The sequence below is a fragment of the Cyclobacterium sp. 10D3-21 genome (assembly GCF_055809755.1).
Genome location: NZ_CM147924.1, coordinates 6,688,825 through 6,711,215, shown reverse-complemented (window position 1 = coordinate 6,711,215; position 22,391 = coordinate 6,688,825). Strand labels below are relative to the sequence as shown.

At 38.7% G+C, this 22,391-nt stretch carries 15 protein-coding genes; 10 read left to right on the top strand and 5 right to left on the bottom strand.

Annotated elements, in window-relative coordinates; translation table 11 throughout:
- The 3 genes from AC0L7T_RS26160 to AC0L7T_RS26150 all read right to left on the bottom strand — a co-directional run bounded on the left by AC0L7T_RS26160 (position 1) and on the right by AC0L7T_RS26150 (position 4,077).
- Positions 1-969: a YHYH protein gene (locus tag AC0L7T_RS26160; protein WP_473339603.1), complete on the bottom strand. Its 969-nt coding sequence runs from the start codon at positions 967-969 to the stop codon at positions 1-3.
- Positions 970-2,437: 1,468 nt separating this feature from the next.
- Positions 2,438-3,394 carry a YHYH protein gene (locus AC0L7T_RS26155; protein WP_473339602.1) on the bottom strand — a complete coding sequence of 319 codons (957 nt, stop codon included), beginning with the start codon at positions 3,392-3,394 and terminating at the stop codon, positions 2,438-2,440.
- Positions 3,395-3,630: 236 nt separating this feature from the next.
- Complete coding sequence (locus AC0L7T_RS26150; protein WP_473339601.1) at positions 3,631-4,077, bottom strand: DUF4625 domain-containing protein; 447 nt, start codon at positions 4,075-4,077, stop codon at positions 3,631-3,633.
- A gap of 265 nt (positions 4,078-4,342) precedes the next feature.
- Between AC0L7T_RS26150 and AC0L7T_RS26145 the strand changes: the two genes are divergently transcribed.
- The gene (locus AC0L7T_RS26145; RefSeq protein WP_473339599.1) at positions 4,343-5,113 is read left to right on the top strand and encodes a DUF4625 domain-containing protein; all 771 of its coding nucleotides are present in this window, start codon (positions 4,343-4,345) and stop codon (positions 5,111-5,113) included.
- 438 nt (positions 5,114-5,551) lie between these two features.
- Here AC0L7T_RS26145 and AC0L7T_RS26140 read toward each other — a convergent pair whose 3' ends face one another.
- Together AC0L7T_RS26140 and AC0L7T_RS26135 are read right to left on the bottom strand one after the other, a co-directional pair.
- Positions 5,552-6,250 carry a DUF2490 domain-containing protein gene (locus tag AC0L7T_RS26140; RefSeq protein ID WP_473339598.1) on the bottom strand — a complete coding sequence of 233 codons (699 nt, stop codon included), beginning with the start codon at positions 6,248-6,250 and terminating at the stop codon, positions 5,552-5,554.
- Positions 6,251-6,381: 131 nt separating this feature from the next.
- The gene (locus AC0L7T_RS26135) at positions 6,382-6,738 is read right to left on the bottom strand and encodes a VOC family protein (RefSeq protein WP_473339597.1); all 357 of its coding nucleotides are present in this window, start codon (positions 6,736-6,738) and stop codon (positions 6,382-6,384) included.
- Between the two features lie 2,539 nt (positions 6,739-9,277).
- On the opposite strand from AC0L7T_RS26135, the gene sbnA reads away from it, so the two are divergent.
- From sbnA to AC0L7T_RS26090, 9 genes are all read left to right on the top strand, one after another.
- The gene (sbnA, locus tag AC0L7T_RS26130; protein ID WP_473339595.1) at positions 9,278-10,282 is read left to right on the top strand and encodes a 2,3-diaminopropionate biosynthesis protein SbnA; all 1,005 of its coding nucleotides are present in this window, start codon (positions 9,278-9,280) and stop codon (positions 10,280-10,282) included.
- Complete coding sequence (locus tag AC0L7T_RS26125; RefSeq protein ID WP_473339594.1) at positions 10,276-12,096, top strand: FAD/NAD(P)-binding protein; 1,821 nt, start codon at positions 10,276-10,278, stop codon at positions 12,094-12,096. Before sbnA ends, AC0L7T_RS26125 begins: the two co-directional genes overlap by 7 nt.
- A 15-nt stretch (positions 12,097-12,111) precedes the next feature.
- The gene (locus AC0L7T_RS26120; RefSeq protein ID WP_473339593.1) at positions 12,112-13,566 is read left to right on the top strand and encodes a type III PLP-dependent enzyme domain-containing protein; all 1,455 of its coding nucleotides are present in this window, start codon (positions 12,112-12,114) and stop codon (positions 13,564-13,566) included.
- Positions 13,567-13,895: 329 nt separating this feature from the next.
- Entirely contained in the window at positions 13,896-15,017 is a 1,122-nt protein-coding gene (locus tag AC0L7T_RS26115) for an SAVED domain-containing protein (RefSeq protein WP_473339592.1), read from the top strand.
- Positions 15,018-15,028: 11 nt separating this feature from the next.
- Positions 15,029-16,288: a nucleotidyltransferase domain-containing protein gene (locus AC0L7T_RS26110; RefSeq protein ID WP_473339590.1), complete on the top strand. Its 1,260-nt coding sequence runs from the start codon at positions 15,029-15,031 to the stop codon at positions 16,286-16,288.
- Positions 16,285-18,081 (top strand): ThiF family adenylyltransferase, encoded by a 1,797-nt coding sequence (locus AC0L7T_RS26105; RefSeq protein WP_473339588.1) that lies wholly within the window; start codon positions 16,285-16,287, stop codon positions 18,079-18,081. Before AC0L7T_RS26110 ends, AC0L7T_RS26105 begins: the two co-directional genes overlap by 4 nt.
- Complete coding sequence (locus AC0L7T_RS26100; protein ID WP_473339587.1) at positions 18,068-18,538, top strand: Mov34/MPN/PAD-1 family protein; 471 nt, start codon at positions 18,068-18,070, stop codon at positions 18,536-18,538. Before AC0L7T_RS26105 ends, AC0L7T_RS26100 begins: the two co-directional genes overlap by 14 nt.
- A 935-nt stretch (positions 18,539-19,473) precedes the next feature.
- Entirely contained in the window at positions 19,474-19,974 is a 501-nt protein-coding gene (locus tag AC0L7T_RS26095; protein WP_473339584.1) for a thermonuclease family protein, read from the top strand.
- Between the two features lie 632 nt (positions 19,975-20,606).
- The gene (locus tag AC0L7T_RS26090; protein WP_473339582.1) at positions 20,607-21,074 is read left to right on the top strand and encodes a hypothetical protein; all 468 of its coding nucleotides are present in this window, start codon (positions 20,607-20,609) and stop codon (positions 21,072-21,074) included.
- The last annotated feature ends 1,317 nt before the right edge of the window (positions 21,075-22,391 follow it).

Genomic DNA, 22,391 nt, shown 5'->3' with positions numbered 1-22,391 from the left:
TTAGTTGACGTAAGCACCCGCAAGGCAGTCAATGAAATTGTTATTCCCTGCTGCATCTACATGGTAATGGTAACCTCTTGTATCATCATAGTGACCTCTGCATTGGTCCAGGTCGCTGGGCTCTTCACCACTCTCATTGAGTTGGGTATGAATACTATGCCCATCCATGGCATAACCAATCATGGCTGCATGGCCGTCTTCCTGAGCAATTTCAGTACTGGTTCCGGTGGCGGCATGATAATGGTAGCCCTGATGTACATTGATATGACCACCCGCATCGTCAAAAGGAGCAAGGGTATAGGCAGATAGAATGGCATCTGTTGGGGCTGCTCCTGAAAATTCAATTCCATTAAATGCTATTCCTCTGACCGTTGGTCCGGAAGCACCCGTTGGTCCTCCGCCTACAGCAAAACTACTTGAGCTGCTTTGCTTCACCGGAGTAACAGGTATCACCCATGTCTGTGCCAGGTCCGTAATATAAGAAGGCAGGCATTCCACACAGAAATTTTGGTATTCAGCACCTACATTTGGGTTGGCTGCATTGATACAATCGTCTTCCGTGCTGGTAATGTAGATGTCCCCATTGTCATCATACATCATCCAGGTGTCGTCATTGTAAAAGGAAGCCAGGTTTTTAATGAATTCACCGTCAACATCATATACTTGTCCACTTTCTAACCAAATGCCCCCAGCCTCTTCTCCATCGGAAATATTGCTGGGACACCATGGCCCCATTTGATGATCAGAAGCGGTACTTGTGGTTACTATCTGGTAGCAATCCGTTACCGTGCCATCAGATAAAGTACATGGTATGGTGGATACAGTGGTTCCATCAAGAAAGAAAGACATATCAACATCTAAAACCAAACCATCAGAATTCAAAATGTCCTGTTCATTCTCATCATTGTCACAAGAAGAAAAAATTGCCAACGCTCCAATGATTAGGAAGCTTAATCTAAAATTTACCATAATGTTTTCGTTTAAAACCTTAAGTTTTGTCTTAGTATAGACGCAAACCACGTTGAATCCCCTCGGTCGCTTAACGATATTTTATTGAAAGCCTGAATAAATGATAGGGCTTGGAAAAAAAATCACTGAAAGGGGTTGGTCAATTATGCTTTTTGGACCAAAAGTGGAATGGCTTAAAAAATCTATTTCAAAGATAATACTTTATACTTTAAAATACAAAACCACGATTTTGTTAGAGGGCTGTATATGAGTTGGTTGGAAAGGATGATCAGTAGGGATCGATTGAATGTTAACTTTCTTTTTGTCAGTATTGTTGCACAAAAAAAGGCAACAATTCAGCCAAAATCAGGTTGTTCTTGTTGTTTTATTTTTCCAGGGGTTGGCACCCCTTTCTACAAAAGTTTCACTCCTTCGGAGTTTTGTATTCGTATAGTTTCGGATTTGATATTGACATAAAAAGTAATGTTAAGCGACCAAGGGCTGGGGGAGAATTCTAGTACCTCGAAAATCACGTTTTGAATTGCGCTTCCGGTGAGATTTTGTCAGCATTGTTGCACAAAAAAAGGCAACAATACCGCCAAAATCATAGTGTTTTCAATATGTTATTACCAAGGGCTGGCACCCTTGGCTATGTTATATCGCCCTGTCAGGGCTAGGGAATTTGGTATGATTAAATTTTCGTCCATCTCTGCTCGTCACTGCGAGCCCTTTTGGGTGGGCGATTCAGGTGGGAAAGGGTGCGGCAGTCTCTCGATATAGGTGGATTTCGAAATGATGACAAAGTCTCAATTGATTGCGAACTTCGATCGGGATTTTGTCAGCATTGTTGCAGAAAAAAAAGCAACAATACCGCCAAAATCAGGGTGTGCTTGTTGTTTTATTTTTCCAGGGGTTGGCACCCCTTTCTACAAAAGTTTCACTCCTTCGGAGTTTTGTATTCGTATAGTTTCGGATTTGATATTGACATAAAAAGTAATGTTAAGCGACCAAGGGCTGGGGGAGAATTCTAGTACCTCGAAAATCACGTTTTGAATGGCGCTTCCGGTGAGATTTTGTCAGCATTGTTGCAGAAAAAAAAGCAACAATACCGCCAAAATCATAGTGTTTTCCTTATGTTATTACCAAGGGCTGACACCCTTGGCTATGCTATTTCGCCCTGTCAGGGCTGGGGAATTTGATGCGAATAAATTCTCGCACCTCTCTGCTCGTCACTGCGAGCCCTTTTGGGTGGGCGATTCAGGTGGGAAAGGGTGCGGCAGTCCCTCGTAATACGTGGATTTCGAAATGGTGACAACGTTTCAATTGATTGTTAACTTAGGTTGTGATTTTTTCAGTATTGTTGCAGAAAAAAGGGCAACAATACCGTCAAAATCGGGATGTACTTCTTATCTATTTACCAAGGGCTGACACACCTGGCTATGGTATTTCGCTCTGTTGGGGCTGGGGAATTCGGAGTGCTAAACTTCCATTAATCTACATATGCACCTGAAAGGCAATTGATGAAATTGTTTTCGCCAGCAGCATCTACATGGTAGTGATAGCCCCTGGTTTCATCGTAATGCCCACGGCATCGGTCCAAATCTGTAGGTTCATTGCCATCCTCATTGAGTTGGGTATAGATTCCATGACCGTCCATGGCATAACCTATGAAAGGTGCATGTCCATCGCTTTGGATGATTTCGGTGCTTATGCCTGTTGCTACATGGTAATGATAGCCCTGATGTACATTGATATGTCCTCCTGCATCGTCAAAAGGAGCGAGGGTATAGGCAGATAGTATGGCATCCGTTGGGGCGGCACCAGAGAATTCTATTCCGTTAAAGGCGATTCCCCTAACATTAGGCCCACGACCTCCTCTAGGCCCCATGGCGAAATTATTTGGACTGGTAAGCCTCACTGGGGTAATGGGAATTAACCAGGTCTGAGAAAGGTCTGAGATATAAGAAGGCAGGCATTCCACACAAAAATTCTGGTATTCAACGCCCACATTTGGGTTCGCCGCATTCATACAGTCTTCTTTAGTACTTGTGACGAATATGTCTCCATTGGCATCATACATCATCCAAGTATCATCATCATAAAAAGAGGCCAGATTCTCGATAAAAGCACCATCAACATCATAAACCTGTCCATTTTCCAGCCAAATGCCGCCTGCTTCTTCACCATCAGAAATATTACGTGGGCACCAGGGACCCATTTGGTGATCTGAAGCAGTACTAGTGGTTACGATTTGGTAACATTCGGTTTCAGAACCATTTGAAAGTGTACATGGAACAATGGAAACGGTTGTACCTTCTAAGAAGAGGGAAGCGTCCACATCGACTACTATCTCATCTGTGATTAGAATTTCCTGTTTCTTTTTGCTACACGATGAAGCAATTGCAAAAGCGGTAAAGAGCAAAGCAAAAAATTTATAATTTACCATAATCGTTTGTTTGTAAGCTTAGACGTCGTTCCAGCTAAAATCCCTCGGTAGATCCCAATTATTTTTATTTGTATAAAAATTCAGGGATAAGACAAAGGTCTTGTTATTGAACCATCTAAGGATTAGAAACCTGGCTTCACTTAGTGATTTAAAAATAATATGATCGGGAAAAAAGGTCAAGGGGCAAAAGTATGCTCTGCTAAAAATCCCCTAAATTGCTAAAAGGAGGCTTGGTATTAAGGGTTAAGTGGCAAGTTCCCTGGCGAATAAATGGTGACACTTCGCTTTTCTTCAGTGCTTGTACCATTTTGATCAGTGACGATGATAAGGAAATCATAAATGCCTTCTACAGCATCTTCAGGAATATCGAAGTGTTTGTGTACATTGGCATTTTTTGTCCCCTTGTATTCCTCCCAAGTTAATTCAAAGTCCCAAAAACCTTCATAGGTTTTGTCATCTTGTGGGGCAATCTTTACCTGTACTTGTTCGATTAATTCTCCGGCCAGGATGTCTGCATTCAAATGAAAATCACTACCTATTACCCCGATTTCATTGTTGTTCAGCCCAATTTCTACATTTTCTATTGTGGGTGAAGGAAGAACAGGCTCAGCTTCTTCCTGGCATGAAACCAGGGCTAAGATGGAAATTACGGTAATGATGAAATGGTTGAATTTGCTTTTCATGGTTTTAAATAAATTGGTTCAATAATAATTCTGCGAAGAAAAAATAGTGCGCTAAATACCCTATCTAGGATAAATACACCAGTTTCTAATTTGCAATATTGTTGCAAATATATAACTTATTGATAATGAAACAATGTTGCATGTGAGTTTAAGGTTATAATAATTTTTTCGTTTCAAAATGAGATTTATCCTTGTTAATGCAATACTATTGCATTATGTTTGCGCAACAAAGTTGCATTAATTAACCAATTAAAACTTATTGAAAATGAACAGAATTAGACTAACGTTTATTATTTCACTTTTTGCTTTGGCTTTGTTTTCTTGCGAGGAAGACGAAGAGCTGATTTTTGATTCTCCGGAAATCATCACTTTTGAAATGGGTGAGGGAAGTGCACATGCTACAGAGCCTGTAGCCTATAGAGGAGCGGATTTGCACATGGAAGCTACTATCTTAGCCTCAGCCAATGTGTCCTCCATTAAGGTAAGTATACATGGGCATGACCTGGAAGTTGAGGAAGAAGAAACAGCATGGGATTTTTCACAAACCTACACCAGTGAACAATACCTTAGCACTAGCTTCGAGTTTCATGAGCATATTGATATTCCGGCCACCGCACCTGTTGGAGAATACCACGTGGTATTGGAAGTCACAGATATTGCAGGGAATACTTCGGAGATCGAAGGACACTTGGAGTTAAGGTCTTTGGTTCATATTAGTGGCTTCGAAATGGATGCCGATGTACAAAGGGGAGAAGATTTTCATGTTGAATTTTTAATCGGGGCTGCCCATGGCATTCATTCCATTACCGTTGATATCCATTCCCACGGACTGAATCCTGCTGCAGGAGAAATAGCATGGGAATTTGACAAAGTGTTTGAGGAAGGGTACCATGAATTGTCGGAGGTTGAATTTCATGAGCATATAGATGTGCCTGCCAATGTTACTCCGGGAGAATACCATGTAATGTTTACTGTTGCCGACGAAGAAGGAAATGAACAGGAATATGGTGCCTATATTGAGGTTGTAAGCAATTGATAACTTCAATTCAAAGATGCGAAATAAGCCGGTAGGTTCCGGCTTATTTCCTATTATTCACCTGGGTTCGGTTTTAGGATGTGTTTACGAAAAATCCTTCCCGACTCTGCCGGAACCGGAACTACGCCCCTTTGCTAGAAGGGGATTTGTGGCAAAATGAATTTTATGCTCTTTTGGTGGAATTGATGTGGACTGAAGAAATGCAAAATCAGATTTGCACTCGTTAGTCCTGAAAAAAACGAAATCCCCCTTTTCTAAAAGGGGGCTGGGAATTTTAACGGGAACAATAAGCTATTACCAAATCGAAAATATATTATTAGGTTCGAATTTATTAGCGCATTATAGAGCCATTCCATCCCCGGAATTGCTTTCACAAGAAAAACTTTTTACTAAAAACCACCCCAATAGCCATATCAAACAGCACTGGCGCTTCTTAGATTAAATGTCATGATGTAAACTAAACTGGAGCTGGTTTTTGCTCCAGCTATCGGTGGATTGTCGCATACCACCAAGTTGGATTTTTAGGTCTTTATTGACCATGTATCCCAGGGCAGCATAAAACCTGTTGCGGTCAAAAATTTCGATCGAATTCCCGTTACCTATATCACGTTGTCCATTGATAAATATTTCATTGTAAAGGGCCAGGTAGATGGTGTTTTTTTTCATGGCCGCTTTATTCAATGGGATATTTAAAAATAAATTGTACCTGAAGCGGGTTCTGAAATCCTGATTTTCAACAAATCGTTGCTCATAGCGAAATCTATGGGTGGCATAAAAGCGGTTGCCAAATTGAGAAGGGAAAAGGGCTTCTTGATAAATTCTGGTCTCGGAGGAAGTGCTATTGTCATCTCCATAAGCCCCTGAGGTAATATTGGCAAGACCAAGGGTGAATTTGATGTCCGTTTTCTTGGGTTTAAAGGTTAAGCCTCCGCGCAACAACAATTGTTCAAGGTCTCCTCCCTTGTTCCAGTTGCGGTATTGGATATCTCCTTGAAAGCCCCATTGACTTTCATTAAATGTTGAATTGAAAAAATACATGTACCAGGCCCCTGTTTTGTCCGTGTCTATTTGGGCTTTTACAGAGAAGGGTACAAGTAGGGCAATGATTATGGGCAATAAAAATAAACGCTTTTTCATTTTAGGGTTTAAATTGTGATAATGGAGTTTGAAAATAGGAAATTCTCTTATTTGAGCAATATGAAATGATAAAGATAGTTCAAAAAGTTGGTTTAGAATGCCTTCTGTACCTTAGAATGGCGGATAAATGATCATTCCAGATGGCTTAATAAATTAATGGTCACCCCATTTGGGTCTTTAATAAAAAAGCGCCTCACGCCCCAATCTTCATTAGAAATCGGGTATTCAATGGCTATTTTTTGTTGCCTGGCTTTTTTATAATAAGTGTCAATGTTTGAAACTTCTATGGATAAAAATATAGCGGAATTATCCAGAGGGGCATTGTGCTTGTTTTGGAAGATTGAGATTTGTGCCGTAGGGTTTTCTTTGGAGACAAAGGTCAGCACCCAGCCCATGTCCATGGCCAATTCCATGCCTAAAAAATCAATGTAAAAGTCTTTGCTTTTCTCCAGGTCATTGGAATAAATATTGGGGACGATTCTGCGCATGGCGAATTGGGGGTATCAGTCAGTTAGGATATCAATGTATGGTTACGCCTTCTAATTTAAAGGGTTTTGAAACTAATAATAATATTGAATAAGGATAGCGATCGTGATTTTGTCAGCATTGTTGCAGAAAAAAGGGCAACAATACCGCCAAAATCGGGATGTGCTTGTTGTTTTATTTTACCAGGGGTTGCCACCCCTTTCTACAAAAGTTTCACTCCTCCGGAGTTTTGTATTCGTAAAGTTTCGAATTTAAAATAGGCAAATAATGTAATGTTAAGCGATCAAGGGCTGGGGAGGATTTCTAATACGAGGATAGGCGCATTTTAAAAAAGAGCTTCCGTTGAGATTTTGTCAGCATTGTTGCAGAAAAGAGGCAACAATACCGCCAAAATCATAGTGTTTACCTTATTTTATTACCAAGGGCTGACACCCTTGGCTATGCTATTTCGCCCTGTCAGGGCTGGGGAATTTGGTATGATTAAATTTTCGTCCATCTCTGCTCGTCACTGCGAGCCCTTTTGGGTGGGCGATTGAGGTGGGAATGGGCGCGGCAGTCTCTCGCTATAAGTGGATTTCGAAGTGGTGAAAATGCTCAATTGATTGCGAACTTTGATAGAGATTTTGTCAGCATTGTTGCGGAAAAAAAAGCAACAATACCGCCAAAATCGGGATGTGCTTGTTGTTTTATTTTACCAGGGGTTGGCACCCCTTTCTACAAAAGTATCACTCCTCCGGAGTTTTGTATTCGTGAAGTTTCGAATTTAAAATAGGCATATAAAGTAATGATAAACTATAAGGGCTGGGGAGGAATTCTAATACGAGGATAGGCGCGTTTTAAAAAAGAGCTTCCGTTGAGATTTTGTCAGCATTGTTGCAGAAAAAAGGGCAACAATACCGCCAAAATCGGGATGTGCTTGTTGTTTTATTTTACCAGGGGTTGGCACCCCTTTCTACAAAAGTTTCACTCCTCCGGAGTTTTGTATTCGTGAAGTTTCGGATTTGATTTTGACATATAAAGTAATGTTAAGTTATCAAGGGCTGGGGAGGAATTCTAATACGAGGATAGGCGCGTTTTAAAAAAGAGCTTCCGTTGAGATTTTGTCAGCATTGTTGCAGAAAAAAAAGGCAACAATACCGCCAAAATCGGGATGTGCTTGTTGTTTTATTCTACCAGGGGTTGGCATCCCTTTCTACAAAAGTTTCACTCCTCCGGAGTTTTGTATTCGTAAAGTTTCGAATTTAAAATAGGCAAATAATGTAATGTTAAGCGATCAAGGGCTGGGGAGGAATTCTAATACGAGGATAGGCGCGTTTTAAAAAAGAGCTTCCGTTGAGATTTTGTCAGCATTGTTGCAGAAAAAAGGGCAACAATACCGCCAAAATCGGGATGTGCTTGTTGTTTTATTTTACCAGGGGTTGGCACCCCTTTCTACAAAAGTATCACTCCTCCGGAGTTTTGTATTCGTGAAGTTTCGGATTTGATTTTGACATATAAAGTAATGTTAAGCGATCAAGGGCTGGGGAGGAATTCTAATACGAGGATAGGCGCGTTTTAAAAAAGAGCTTCCGTTGAGATTTTGTCAGCATTGTTGCAGAAAAAAGGGCAACAATACCGCCAAAATCGGGATGTGCTTGTTGTTTTATTTTACTAGGGGTTGGCACCCCTTTCTACAAAAGTATCACTCCTCCGGAGTTTTGTATTCGTGAAGTTTCGAATTTAAAATAGGCATATAAAGTAATGATAAACTATAAGGGCTGGGGAGGAATTCTAATACGAGGATAGGCGCGTTTTAAAAAAGAGCTTCCGTTGAGATTTTGTCAGCATTGTTGCAGAAAAAGGGGCAACAATACCGCCAAAATCATAGTGTTTACCTTATTTTATTACCAAGGGCTGGCACCCTTGGCTATGTTATATCGCCCTGTCAGGGCTGGGGAATTTGATGCGAATAAATTCTCGCACCTCTCTGCTCGTCACTGCGAGCCCTTTTGGGTGGGCGATTGAGGTGGGAATGGGCGCGGCAGTCTCTCGATTTAATGGGGTATCTGTCGACCTTCTTTGATCAAAGCTTTCCCTAAACCTACTATTATCAAATTTTGGCCAGCCAAACTTAATCCTAAAGTATTGACGCAATAAGATTTTTTTTGGACGCTATTTAATTTTTGAATTGTTAAGGTACTCCTAGTCGGAATATATGCTGTGGATACAATTAGGACAGCTATATAACCTGAAAAGACTCATTTTTGGCCAATTAAAAAAGAACTGGTGTATAAATTAAATAAAAGAAAAAAAGACCCCCCATAGCTTTTAATCAATGATTAATAGATGCATTTCTGATCGAAAAGATAGTTGTGTAAACCCATCAATGCTAAAACAAATTCAGCATGATTTAGGTTATCTGAGCATAAAAAATTGTAGAAAGTTTCACCATTTTATGAAAGGCATCCCGAATTGTGATTTTTAAACTGGCATAAAATTTATGCATTATGTAAATATAAATTATCAATTAATTTGGATTTCATCGATTAGAACATATAGATCATGATTACTACAGCTAATGTTGCGAATGTTGCCAGTAATATAGTTGCAACCATAGGGGAGACTCCTCTGGTACGTCTGGACAAACTTTTTCCAGACAGCCATGCATCGTTTTATGGTAAATTGGAGGCCGCCAATCCTTCTGGAAGTTTGAAGGACAGGACTTCGATTTTTATCGTCAAAAAAGCACTTGAAGAAGGAAGAATAAATAGAGGGGATACCATTATAGAATCGAGTTCCGGTAATATGGCCTTGGGCCTGGCACAGGCCTGTATTCATTATGGATTAAAGTTGATCGTGGTGGTCGACCCTAACCTGAACGCGCATACGGAGAAGTTATTGAAGACCTATGGCGCCCGACTGGAATTCGTGAAAACACCTGCTAAAAAGGGAGGTTTTCTAGCTGCTCGCTTAAATAGGGTACAGGAGCTCCTGCAAGCCATACCCAACAGTTTTTGGACCAACCAATATGGGAATCCCAACAACCCTTTGGCACATCATAAAACCATAGACGAAATTATGAGGGACTTGGGTGGAGCCGTGGATTACCTTTTTGTATCCACAAGCACCTGTGGTACATTGATGGGCTATGCCGATTATATCAAGGAGCATAATCTAGGTACCAAAGTGATCGCGGTGGATGCTTTAGGAAGTGTATTGTTTGGAGGGAAGGCGGCACCAAGACTTATACCCGGGCATGGGGCAGGTGTACAATCACAGTTTTTCGATACGGATAAATTTGAAGGCCATGTGAAGGTCAGCGACCTGGACTGTATTGAAGGCTGCTGGTCCTTGCTCAAAAAAGAAGGAATACTCTGTGGAGGTTCTACAGGAGGGGTAATTGCTGCCATCGATCGGTACATCAAATACATCCCCAATTCCAGTAATTGTGTGTTTCTATTGGCAGATAGAGGAGAGCGGTACCTCGACACCATTTACAATCCGGATTGGGTATTGTCCAATTTTCCTGAAAGTGAGCCCATGCTAAAAACTGCCATTGGATGGTAAGAAGGGAGGCTGAGGAAATGCAGGATGTTCCAACATTTAATATTGCCATCGTTGGATTGGGACCTAAGGGTTTCTATGCTTTTGAGCGCCTGTTGGCGCAGCTAAAAGCCCGTGAAATCCAAGAGCCTGTAGCGATACACCTGTTCAACCAAAACCAATTCTTTGCTGCCGGGAATGTTTACCGCCCTGATCAAGCGCCCTACCTGTTGATGAACTATGCGAATAAAAACATCAACTGCTGGACGGATGAATTGCCCACGGCCATTCTTGTCGAAAGGCCTGATTTTGTCAGTTGGCTGCAAAATAAAACGGAGGAGCCGAATGAAGCATTGGAAGAAGACTTTGCTTCTCGAGCAACAGTGGGCAGCTATCTGATAGAGGGATTTGATCGCTTGTGCAATAATTTGCCTGAGAATATACAGTTGGTGAAACATGTAATGACGGTAAGCGAAATCGGCATACAGGGTGAAAAATTTAAGCTTATTACCCCGGGAAAAGAAGCAGATGAATTTCCTGCATTCGATAAGATTCTATTAACCACTGGGCATTTAGGTTGCGGGGCTGGATTTCTTGAGGGAAATCAAACCAGCCGTTTTATCGACTTTGTTTACCCTACTCATCTGGCTTTGGGGCATATCGAAGCGGGTGCAAAAGTGGCCGTAAAAGGCTTTGGCCTGACTTGTATTGATGCCATTTTAGCCCTTACCGAAGGAAGAGGAGGGGAATTTGCAGTGAATGAGTCGGGTAAAATGACTTATAAGGCTTCAGGAAAGGAACCCCACAAAATTTACCCTTATTCCAGAACCGGCCTTCCCATGATGCCACGTACTGGAGGGGCAGCAGACAAGAGCCCGCTTTATTTTCTCACAGAAGACCGTATTGCCTCGCTCAAGCGATCAAAGCCCGTTTCCTTTGAAAAAACTTTGCTTACCCTGATTATAAAGGAGTGTACATTTAGCTATTACAGGGTACTTTTCAAGGAATACCGGTGGAGATTGCTTTTTCTAGAAAAATATGACGGCATTCGCGAGCAAATTGAAGTTTTTCACAAATATCATCCTGAAGTGGAAAGGTTCAACTGGGAAACTCTTTTGGATCCTTTTTCGAATCAATCGGCATTGACACATGCAGAGGTTTCTGATTATATAGAAAAACTGCTTTTTGAAGCCGAAAAGGGCCCTGAGGAAAGTCCTTTAAATGCCGCATTTGGCACTTGGCGCAGGATTAGCCAAGGGTTCAATGAAATTTATAGCTTTGGGGGTTTGGATGCCGCTTCACATAAACTGTTTGACCGAAACTATTTCGGCCTTTTTAACCGCATTGCCTATGGACCTCCGGTAAAGAACATGAAGAAAATGCTAGCACTTGCCGAAGCAGGAATATTGGACTTTGAATTTGTGCGAGGGGCGACTTTTGAAGTCGATGAATCCTCCGGCGCTTATGGCTTCTTGAAGGGTGAGAACCAAAATGAGCAAGCCATAGACTGCCTGATCAATGCCCGAATTCCCAGAAACAATGAAAGCGAAACACCTAGCCCCCTTTATCGTTCAATCTTGGAAAAGGGTATTGGAAGAAAATTCCTGAACGCCAGTGGAGGCACTTATACACCCGGTTGCATGGATATGGATGCAAGGGGAAAAATGATTGCAATAGACGGAAAGGTGCAGGAAGGGATTGCCCTATACGGAACGCCTACAGAAGGGTTGACTTTGGACAATGACACCTTGTCGAGAAAACGAAACAATTTTGCCTCCCAATGGGCAGAAGAGGTCGCTATTGCCATTGAACTTAGAGAACCAGTAAACCACCAGTAAAAAATTGTATTGAAAATGAATCCTAACTATACCAAAGGTAATCCGAATGCTGGGTTGACTCCCATTACTTCTCCATGGATGCACCGTATTTTTGAAGATCAGAAAATCATCAGTGGACTGATTGAAAAACATGGTTCGCCCATCAACCTGCACCACCTGCCCTCATTTTCCGATAACATCGCTTCCTACAAAAAGCTTTTTGAAGCCTATGGATTAAAGCATCAAATCTACTATGCACGCAAAGCCAATAAATCAAAATCCCTGGTAAAACAGGCTTTGGATGTAGGTATAGGTGTGGATACAGCCAGTCAAAAGGAACTGGAACAATCCATCGCTTTGGGTGGAAATGGGGAAAATCTGGTGCTCACTTCTGCCATCAAAACAAAAGCGCAATATGCATTGGCCATCAATGCACAGGTGCCGATTGTTTTGGACAATGAGGACGAGTGTGAGCAAGCCCAAAGCATAGCAGAGGAACTGAATAAAAAGGCCATAGTGGGTATTCGCATAAGCGGTTTTACTGTAGAGGGAAACAAGCTTTACAGTCGTTTCGGTTTTGATATAGCTGCTGTGGAGGCCTTTATTCTGGAAAATTTCGGGGAAAAAGGGCGTTTTAAAAACCTCTCCCTACAGGGTTTTCATTTTCACCTAGATGGCTATTCTACCCTTCAGCGTGGCAAAGCCCTTTCCGATTGTATAGGTTTGGCCAAGCGCCTCAAGGAGGCTGGTTTATCCATCGCTTTTATAGACATGGGAGGCGGGATTTTGATGAACTATCTGGAAAGCGAGCAGCAATGGAAAGCCTTTGACCAGGCCCTGCAAGAAGGAGTGAAGGCCAATGACAATCCCCTTACCTTCAATGGGCATGGCTTGGGCTATGAAATGATCAACAATGAATTAACAGGCCAACTCAAAACCTATCCCTATTACAATCGCATCAATGGCACGACTTTCCTAAAGGAGGTGCTGGACTATAAAGATGCGGAAACCCATGAGAGCAATGCACAAAGACTGAAGGCCATGCAACTTGAAATCCGCATAGAACCGGGCCGTTCCCTGCTTAACCAAACAGGAATGACAATTGCTAAAGTGGCCCACAGAAAACAAGATGCCAGGGGACAGTGGCTGGTAGGATTAGAAATGAACATGAGTCAGATGATGAGTTCCAGTGAGGATTTTCTTTTGGATCCCTATGTGATGTATGCCGATAAGGAAGAGTCAAACGCTCCTGTAGAGGTGTTTTTCACAGGTGCCTATTGCCTGGAGAGAGATGTGCTGCTCAAGCGCAAAATCTCCCTGCCGCAATTACCTGCCATAGGTGATTATGTCGCCTTTGTAAATACCGCCGGTTATATGATGCACTTTTTCGAAACCGAAGCCCATCTTTTCGAACTGTCCCAAAACCTAAGTTTTAGTAGTGAGGGTAAGTTATCGGTATCCGATTTTATTGCTGATGATTTGATTGGGTAATTATTTTTTAGGGAGTTTGATTTTTAGTGGGTTCAACGATATTATTTTTTGATTTTTATGTAAAGTGCATGCATTTAGCGTCTTTAACTTATGGGATACGAGTGTTATTGCCGTGTGAACCTGTGTATTTCCAAATATATTCCTTCCGTTTGTGTAAAAGTGTGTTTGATACACTTGAGTTTTAGTCCTAAATAGTTAATTTGTTGTTTTATTAAGTTTAATAAGATGGGTGTATAGTTAATATATATGCGACTCCTCCAGAAAACTTGGTTATATACAAATGTTAGTCAGAAGGCTAAAACGAACTGCAAACTTGAAACAAAAATTAAGTGTCAAAGACTTCAATACCTGAAAAAATAAAAACACAATTATGGACTTTATCAGCTGGTAGATGCGAATATCGAGGATGTAATAAACCTCTATGGAAGGATGAATTGTCTATGGCTAAAATGAACAATGCTTATATTGCTCACGTTGTTGCGGACAGTTCTGATGGACCAAGGGGTGATAAAAAACGTTCTCTATTACTTGCAAAATCATTTAGTAATCTAATGCTAATGTGCGATGCACATCATAGACTAATTGATAAAGAAGATGTTGATGGACATCCTGAAAGTTTGTTAATTGAAATGAAAAAAGAACATGAGAAAAGGATTGAATTGCTTACTTCTCTTTCATCGTCAAAGAAAACACATGTAATTTTATACGGTGCAAATATTGGAAATCAAGGTTCTCCTCTCAACTATGAATCTGCATTTCAAGCAATAATTCCAGATAAATTCCCAACGGAAAGCTATGGAGTTGAATTAGGAATAACAAATAGCATTATCAAAGATAAAGAAGATTTGTTTTGGGAGTTAGAATCCCAAAATCTTGATAGGCAGTTTAAGGAGAAAGTTGAGAATTTTAAAATACACAGTCCAATTAAATCTTTTTCGGCGTTTGGACTTGCACCTCAGCCACTTCTTATAAAGTTTGGAACGTTATTTAATGACTTGTATGATGTGCAGGTATTTCAGAGACATAGAGAACCTGAAACTTGGAAATGGCAAGATGGAACCGATTTTGATGAATTTAATCTAATTGAACCAAAAGAATTTGATGGATTACCTGTTTTGAATATATCGCTAAGCGCCACAATTACAAATGATAGAATTGAAAAACTATTTGACTCAAAGATTTGTATTTGGACAATTACCCATGACAAACCAAATAATGACTTCTTGAAATCCAAGATTATTTTAGCCAAGTTTAGAAAAATATGTCGACATTTTTTTGAAATAGCAAAAGCCAAACATGGTCAAGATAATAAACTGCACGTATTCCCTGCAATGCCAGTTTCTTCAGCGATAGAATTTGGTCGTATATGGATGCCAAAGGCTGATATGGATTTAATCATCTACGACCAAAACAAAGAAAGAAATGGTTTTTACAAAACAATTGAAATATAAACCTAAATCCTATGCTCACTTTAAAACAAAAAGAACAATTTAACGAGATTTTGGAATCTTTAGGAGAAAACCTTGATATTACCGAAACTCAGTTTAACGCTGCTGTTAGTAGTTATAAATCTGTTGGAAATTGGCTTTCAAAGGATGACTCTGAACTAGCGATGTATAGCCCAACGATAAAACCTCAAGGTTCGTTTATACTTGGTACCATAATTAAGCCAATATCAGACAATGATGATTTGGATATTGATTTGGTTTGCGAATTGAGTAAAAAAAATGCTTCATGGACTCAATTTGACCTAAAGAAAATTGTAGGTAACCAACTAAAAGCTAATAAAAGAATAGGAGATTTATTAGATGAGGAAGGAAGAAGGTGTTGGACATTAAAATACCGACAAGAATCCGATAAACTAAAAGAAAAATATCATATGGATATTTTACCTGCAATTACGAGTGAAGGGTATAGTGCTATTTTGAATGAATCCTATACAAAAGCTTTTAGTGCAACAGAAGTAAACAAACTAAGAATAAGTATAACTGATAAAGAAAGTGATAATTATCACACTTCTAATATGCCGGAAGATTGGAATAAAAGCAATCCATTTGGTTATGCCCAATGGTTTTTTTCAAAAGCCTCCGCACAACAATCCAAAAAAATGTTTTCATTTCATGAATCTGTAAAACCCATTCCTACTTTTCAAAAAGAGCGCTTTCCACTTCAAAGAGTTGTTCAAATATTGAAAAGACACAGGGATATATTATATCTAAACAAAAGTGAGAAAGAAAGAAAGTGTAAACCTATTTCTATAATTATTACAACATTGGCTTCCCATGCTTATAAGGGAGAAACAAACATTATAGAAGCTCTTTTAACTGTGATTAATTCAATGCATGAATATATTGAGGACAATAACCCAAATACAGGAGAAAAAGAAAAATGGGTTGGTAATCCGATCAATAGGTTAGAAAATTTCGCTGACAAATGGAGAGAATTTCCAGAAAGGCAGAACCATTTTTATGATTGGTTAGATAAGGTTAAAATTGATATTGATAATATAACATCACAAGTTGATAGAGATCTAAATTATATTAATGAATCAATGAATAAGCCTTTTGGCGAAAAATTGATTGAAAAAACCTTTAGCAACATAAAGAATAAAGGATTACTTAAATCAACTTCTACCATACTGTCGGCAAATGTAGCTCAAAACATAGACACAGAACTACCTAAAAAACTTCCCAAAACTAAAAGAGAAGGCTTTCAAAAATGAATTGGTGGGAAGACAAAAAGCATATTTTTGCTAGAGAAAAACTAAGGCTTGAAAAAGAATGGGAATCAAATGATTTTGAGTTTTTTATTCGAAAAGAATTATTATGGTTATCTGGGACAATTTATCTTCCAACTAAAACTAAAAATTTAATAGAATTCCCTTTTGAACTCAAATATCCTCAAAATTACCCTTTTTCTATTCCTTACATTTACCCTAAAGGAAGAGAGAAAAATTGGGTAGGAAACCATCAATTCATTAGTACCGCTTTTTGTCTTGATATAAGAGACAAAACTTGGAATTCTTCATTATCGGCTGTTGATATTATTAAGAGTTTGGAAAAGTTATTATTAGCAGCTTTAGTGATGATTGAAAATAAAACAGGAAAACTAGATGTTTACGAAGAAACTGAACCAACAAAATTAGATATTACAAAAAGGACTATCAGATGTGTAGTCCCGTATCCTCTACCTCTGTCTAAAGATTTTATAATTGGGAATTTTAACTATTTCAGTCCAATGGGAGATAGCAGAATAATTGTAAGTCCCATATTACCAGTAGAAAAACCAGATGAAGATTATTTAAAAAAACTTATCGATAGTGAATACTTAAAAATATGGGGCCTAATTCTCTTCTTTTCAAAAAACATTGGAACCTGGATTAAAGCATCTCAAAATCATCTCAACTCAATTGTTTTTAAAGAAGATTTAAAAACGTTCAAAGATTTTTTAAAAAGTCAACAAATTCTAGCATTTGAAGAGATACAAGAGAAACTTGAAAAAGATAAAACTGAGCATATTATTTTTATTACTGGTAATAAGGCAGAATTATACGCTAAAATCAATTACAAAGACAGTAAAGTTGAATATTTTGGATGTTATAATGCTGATTTAACCCAACTCAACTCAAGGACTCCCGATTCTAAAAAAAACACATTAATAAGCAAAAAGAAAGTCGCCATCATTGGTTGCGGTTCTTCAGGGAGTGTCATAGCCGAAGAATTTGTGAAATCTGGTGTTTCTGAATTGACACTAATTGATGATGATTATCTAACTGTGGAGAATGTAATTAGACATACATGTGGTCTTGAAGATGTTGGCTTAAAGAAAACGCAAGCCTTAAAAAATAAATTACAGAGAATTAATCCATTTATCAAAGTTGATTGTATTAACACTAAAATCATTACAATACCAAGTCATTTAAGTGAGAAAATAAAAAGCGCGGATATAATTGTAAATGCAACGGCAGAGATAGAAGAAGTAATTAATGAATTTTGTTGGTTATATAAAATACCATCACTACACTCTAAAGTCTATCCACTGGGATATGGCGGGGAGATTATTAGAATTATTCCAGGAATAACACCTTGTTTTGAATGTATCAACAATAAGTTATCTAGAATATTAGAAACACAAGATGGTTTTAAGGACATACCAGAAACCAAATTTATAAATTATAACGAAACTGAGGAAGGTGAAATACTTCCTACTCCAGCACTAAGTATCGATGCTAAATACATTTCGCTTTTTACCGTAAAAATGGCTATTGAAATTCTTCTTTCAGAAAATTTAGAAGTTTTCAAATCAAAACCAAATATTATTTTATGGGGAAATGAAAAGAAATGGATTTTTAAAGAAGAATTTGAATGTATAAAAGTTGACACAACAGACTTTAAGTCATATTCAAACTGTTTTGTTTGTTTTGGTAACGAGCAAATTGAGAATGAACTTGGTTTGACAGAACAGGAGATTTTAAACATCGCAAATGATTCAATTTTAAAGAATGATGAAGATTAATTTTAAAGTTACTCCTGATGTGGAAGCTAAAATAGAAAGAGCTTTGAGAAAATCTGGTGATTTTGAAACAGGTGGAATACTAATTGGTAAAAAGGTTGAAGACAATAGTTTTGAAATAATTGATATTTCTATTTCAGATGAAGACAACAAATACTCAATAGCATCTTTTATTAGAGGTGTAAAAAAATCCGATTTGCTTTTAAGAAAACACTATAAGAAAAAAACAGGATATTATATTGGAGAATGGCATTCTCACCCCAAATTTAGCTTGTCTCCCAGTCATCAAGATATTGCGACGATGCTAGGCATTCTTACGGATGATAACTATGGAGTAATGTTTAATATTCTTATGATTACTAAATTGAATAACAATAAACTGGATTATCAGGCATTCTTTTTTCATCGAAATTTACCTGAAATAATTGTGCTCGAAAAAAGCCCAGCCCCGAACAATTAAGCTACAATGATGCGATGTAAGACTTCGGCCAATGTAGTCCTGAGCAGTCAGGATTAGGACTCAGCCTCCGGTAGCTTTCTTCTATGGGGAATGGATAAGTTTTTTTGGTTGGTTAAGGGAATTACGTTGAAGTAAAAATTATTAAAAAGTAGAAGAATTGATTGTTTAGTAGCATTTTTATGTCCTCGCTTCATTGATTTTTGAGGTCTTAAAAAATCTAAGACATAGGTGTTCTAGGGCTTCAAGTGAAGCCTTTTTGATAGCGTGTGATTATTGGCGAGGTTATACATTTTTAAGTTAGCGTATGGTTGGTCCTCGCTCTGTGCGCGATTAGCTTAGTTGTAATAAGCGTTTCATTTCCACAGCAGTGGCACCTTTCAGGATTGTAATTGAGTTTTTCCTTCGCAATTTGTATCCACGAGTATTTAGACCTTTGTTCTAGATGCCAAGAATCCATAATGGAGTATTCTAACTGAGCCTGTCCAAGTCAGCCGGATCTGGTTTAATTTGTTCAAATTACATGTTTTAGTGATTGTTGCATCAATGAAAGTTGAAAACTTTCTTTTTTTCGGGTCTAAGTTACGCTTCGCTAAACTTAGACCAGCGGGTGCTCGTCCCTGTGTAAACTGAAAATCATAGGATCAAGTACGTTGGCCATTTCGCTTTTTTTGGGGATATAGCAGGTTAAACTTGATCTTTCAAAAGTGGCACGGTTCGAACCGAAATCTACCTTGGAAATGGCACAGTTTAAACCAAAATGCCTGGCACAGTTTGACCGAAAAGGGTGGCACAAATCAAACCGTTATATCCACCTATTCTAGTGTAGCAAAAGTATTATCGATTCAACCCAATGTTAAATACGCAGATGACTTTGTATTAGCAATCCTTAATTTTACTTTTACCCTATTATCTTTGAACCTTGATAGGCTTCTAAAATGAATAAAACATATAAATATTTTCTTGTCCTTCTTGTCTCGATAATCGTTGCTTATTATAATTCCGGTAAGGAAGAAGCTGAGCTTTCGGGTTTGATGCCTGTATCCAGAGTAGTGGATGGTGATACTTTTTGGGCTGAGGATGGGTCGGAAAAAGGAGTAAAAATTCGATTGATTGGAGTGGATGCTCCTGAAACAAGAAATGGGAATTATAAGAAAATTGGCTTTTATGGACAAGAAGCCAAAGCTTACCTTACTGATTTATTAAGCAATCAAGAAGTTTTGTTGGAATATGGTGTGGACAGTTTAGACCGGTATGGAAGAACGCTTGCCTATGTATATTTGTCGGATGGAACATTTGTAAATGAGGAGTTGTTAAAAAATGGTTACGCAAAAGTATTATCGATTCCGCCCAATGTTAAATACGCAGATGCCTTTGTATCCTACGAACGTGATGCCAGAGAAAGTAATCGTGGGCTGTGGCAAAAGGAACATGAATAATCAATAGGCTTATAAGAATGTTGGTCAGCATTGTGGAAAACAAAGCATATTGATCGCATTGTTCTCTAAATTTTGGCTAAAGCCGGATGATGCGACTTTACCCTATAAATGGGCTAAAGCCCATACTTTTTAAATTGATTTCTTTGGTCAATTGGTTTAGTTTAGGCTAAAATCAAGGAAAACGAAACGATTCCTCCTTTTCAATAGCCTCCTGCTTTATTTGATGAAAATTGGGTAATTCGGCACCGGTGGCTGAGCCTGTCGAAGTCAGCGGTGTGGAAGTCAACTTGAGGAGCTCTCTACCTATTTTAATGATGGTGGCATCAATAAAAGTTGAAAATTTTCCTTATTTTAGATCCAAGTTACGCTTTGCTAAACTTAAACCAGCGGGTGTTGTCGGATTGAGGGATAACCTTAGTGCGTTTTATTCAAGAGCAGCTAATGGCTAACTTTCTTGTCACAAATTATTGCTATATTTGTGACAATAAACCAGCCGTATGATGCAACAAAACATTGAAACACAAATACTGGAAAGGGTCAAGCGAAAAGCAAAATGAACACTTTTTTTTACTGACAATATCCCAAAGGAGCTTTGTGCTAAATCCGTAAATACGAGACCTCTATGTTAAAACATGAATATGGAATTACCAATAGGCAATAAAAATCACGCCGTAAGTAAAATATTAGCCCTGTATTTATTGCTTATTACCGTATCAATATTTTATGTTTTTAATAATAGATTCAAGGTTAATTGGGAAATTATTATTGCTGTTTATTTAATATCTATTGTCTCAAGTTATTTTTATATCAAAAAGCAAAATATTTTGAAAGGGACCCTTTTGGAAGACAAAATTGTATTAAATTATAATAATAAAATCATTGAAATTCCATTGTTTCAAATTCAAAACATAATAGACTCTCTCAATTACTATATGAAATTTCATGGAAACTTGTCATTATTGTATAAGATTGAATTAAATACCGATTATAAATTTGGGAGAATTATTTATTTGGAATTTGATAAAAAGGACGAATTAGGTGTGGATCCTATGGAAGTCTCAATTTTGAAGGAGAGAATTAAAAAGGTGCAAAATATCTAAATATCATTGCTTTCTGGTGGCTTGAAGATCCCATTCTGAATGCTATGTTAAACCTTTTATAAGGCTTAATGAGGGATAGGGAGTGGTTTTTTCTTTTGGTAATTTTTATTGCAATCGCTAAAGTAAGGGCGCAGTGGCCGGGCCAAAACTACGAGTGTGCGAGGGCCTGCGCGTGGAAGATTAGTTTTGGCTAGATTTTTCTTTGGTTCGTTTCTTTTCATCATGTTTACCCTGTCTTATTCAGGGCCTGCCCTGAAGCGTAGCAACTCAGGGGAAAAGAAACGAACGTTTAATTGTCAATTAAATGTGTAACTTTTAAATGCAGCCTGATTAAGCAAAATTAACCATATGCTTTTCTATTTGTTCCCTATTTGGCATTGTTGGCTGAGTCATGACTTTACTCCCCGTTTTTCTCTATACAAATTCATTAACCATGGCTGTTGTCACTTTTTTGCTGCAGGGCCAAAAAGTAACCAAAAAACCCCGCCGCTGAGTATCTTTTCGGCTAAAATTTAAGGCCTCCCGCGCACAGGCAAACTAGGTTAGTTTAGGGTTTATATATTTCGATTGCTTTTCCGGTATTTAATCCCATAATTGATAGGCTAACCATGCCTGTGCCCTTGCCATCGCATCCTAAATTTCTTAACGCCGAAAATCTACAAGGCGGGATTAAAATATCATTTGATTAATGATGGGCGATTTTTAACGCAATCGCTGAACTAAGGGCGGGGTGGCCGGGCCAAAACTACGAGGCGGGGTTGGGCCTTGCGGGGGGAAGATTAGTTTTGGCTAGATTTTTCTTTGGTTCGTTTCTTTTCATCAATGGAAAAGAAATGAACGTTTAATTGTCAGTTACATGTGTAACTTTTAAATGCAGCCTGATTAAGCAAAGTTAACCATATGCTTTTCTATTTGTGCAGCAATTGGCATTGTTGGTTTAGTCATGATTTTACAATTCCTTTTTTTCTATACGATTTCATTTACCTTGACTATTGTTACTTTTTTGCTGCAGGTCAAAAAAGTAACCAAAAAACCCCGCCGCTGAGTATCTTTTCGGCTAAAATTTAAGGCCACCCGCGCACAGGCAAACTAGGTTAGTTTAGGGTTTATATATTTCGATTGTTTTTCCGGTATTCAATCCCATAATTGATAGGCTAACCATGCCTGTGCCCTTGCCATCGCATCCTAAATTTCTTAACGCCGAAAATCTACAAGGCGGAATTAAAATATCATTTGATTAATGATGGGCGATTTTTAACGCAATCGCTGAACTAAGGGCGCGGTGGCCGGGCCAAAACTACGAGGCGGGGTTGGGCC

What these genes read in the sequence shown, in the direction of transcription:
- AC0L7T_RS26160 (WP_473339603.1), bottom strand. Translation starts at nt 969, where the DNA reads ATGGTAAATTTTAGATTAAGCTTCCTAATCATTGGAGCGTTGGCAATT.
- AC0L7T_RS26155 (WP_473339602.1), bottom strand. Translation starts at nt 3,394, where the DNA reads ATGGTAAATTATAAATTTTTTGCTTTGCTCTTTACCGCTTTTGCAATT.
- AC0L7T_RS26150 (WP_473339601.1), bottom strand. Translation starts at nt 4,077, where the DNA reads ATGAAAAGCAAATTCAACCATTTCATCATTACCGTAATTTCCATCTTA.
- AC0L7T_RS26145 (WP_473339599.1), top strand. Translation starts at nt 4,343, where the DNA reads ATGAACAGAATTAGACTAACGTTTATTATTTCACTTTTTGCTTTGGCT.
- AC0L7T_RS26140 (WP_473339598.1), bottom strand. Translation starts at nt 6,250, where the DNA reads ATGAAAAAGCGTTTATTTTTATTGCCCATAATCATTGCCCTACTTGTA.
- AC0L7T_RS26135 (WP_473339597.1), bottom strand. Translation starts at nt 6,738, where the DNA reads ATGCGCAGAATCGTCCCCAATATTTATTCCAATGACCTGGAGAAAAGC.
- sbnA (WP_473339595.1), top strand. Translation starts at nt 9,278, where the DNA reads ATGATTACTACAGCTAATGTTGCGAATGTTGCCAGTAATATAGTTGCA.
- AC0L7T_RS26125 (WP_473339594.1), top strand. Translation starts at nt 10,276, where the DNA reads ATGGTAAGAAGGGAGGCTGAGGAAATGCAGGATGTTCCAACATTTAAT.
- AC0L7T_RS26120 (WP_473339593.1), top strand. Translation starts at nt 12,112, where the DNA reads ATGAATCCTAACTATACCAAAGGTAATCCGAATGCTGGGTTGACTCCC.
- AC0L7T_RS26110 (WP_473339590.1), top strand. Translation starts at nt 15,029, where the DNA reads ATGCTCACTTTAAAACAAAAAGAACAATTTAACGAGATTTTGGAATCT.
- AC0L7T_RS26105 (WP_473339588.1), top strand. Translation starts at nt 16,285, where the DNA reads ATGAATTGGTGGGAAGACAAAAAGCATATTTTTGCTAGAGAAAAACTA.
- AC0L7T_RS26100 (WP_473339587.1), top strand. Translation starts at nt 18,068, where the DNA reads ATGATGAAGATTAATTTTAAAGTTACTCCTGATGTGGAAGCTAAAATA.
- AC0L7T_RS26095 (WP_473339584.1), top strand. Translation starts at nt 19,474, where the DNA reads ATGAATAAAACATATAAATATTTTCTTGTCCTTCTTGTCTCGATAATC.
- AC0L7T_RS26090 (WP_473339582.1), top strand. Translation starts at nt 20,607, where the DNA reads ATGAATATGGAATTACCAATAGGCAATAAAAATCACGCCGTAAGTAAA.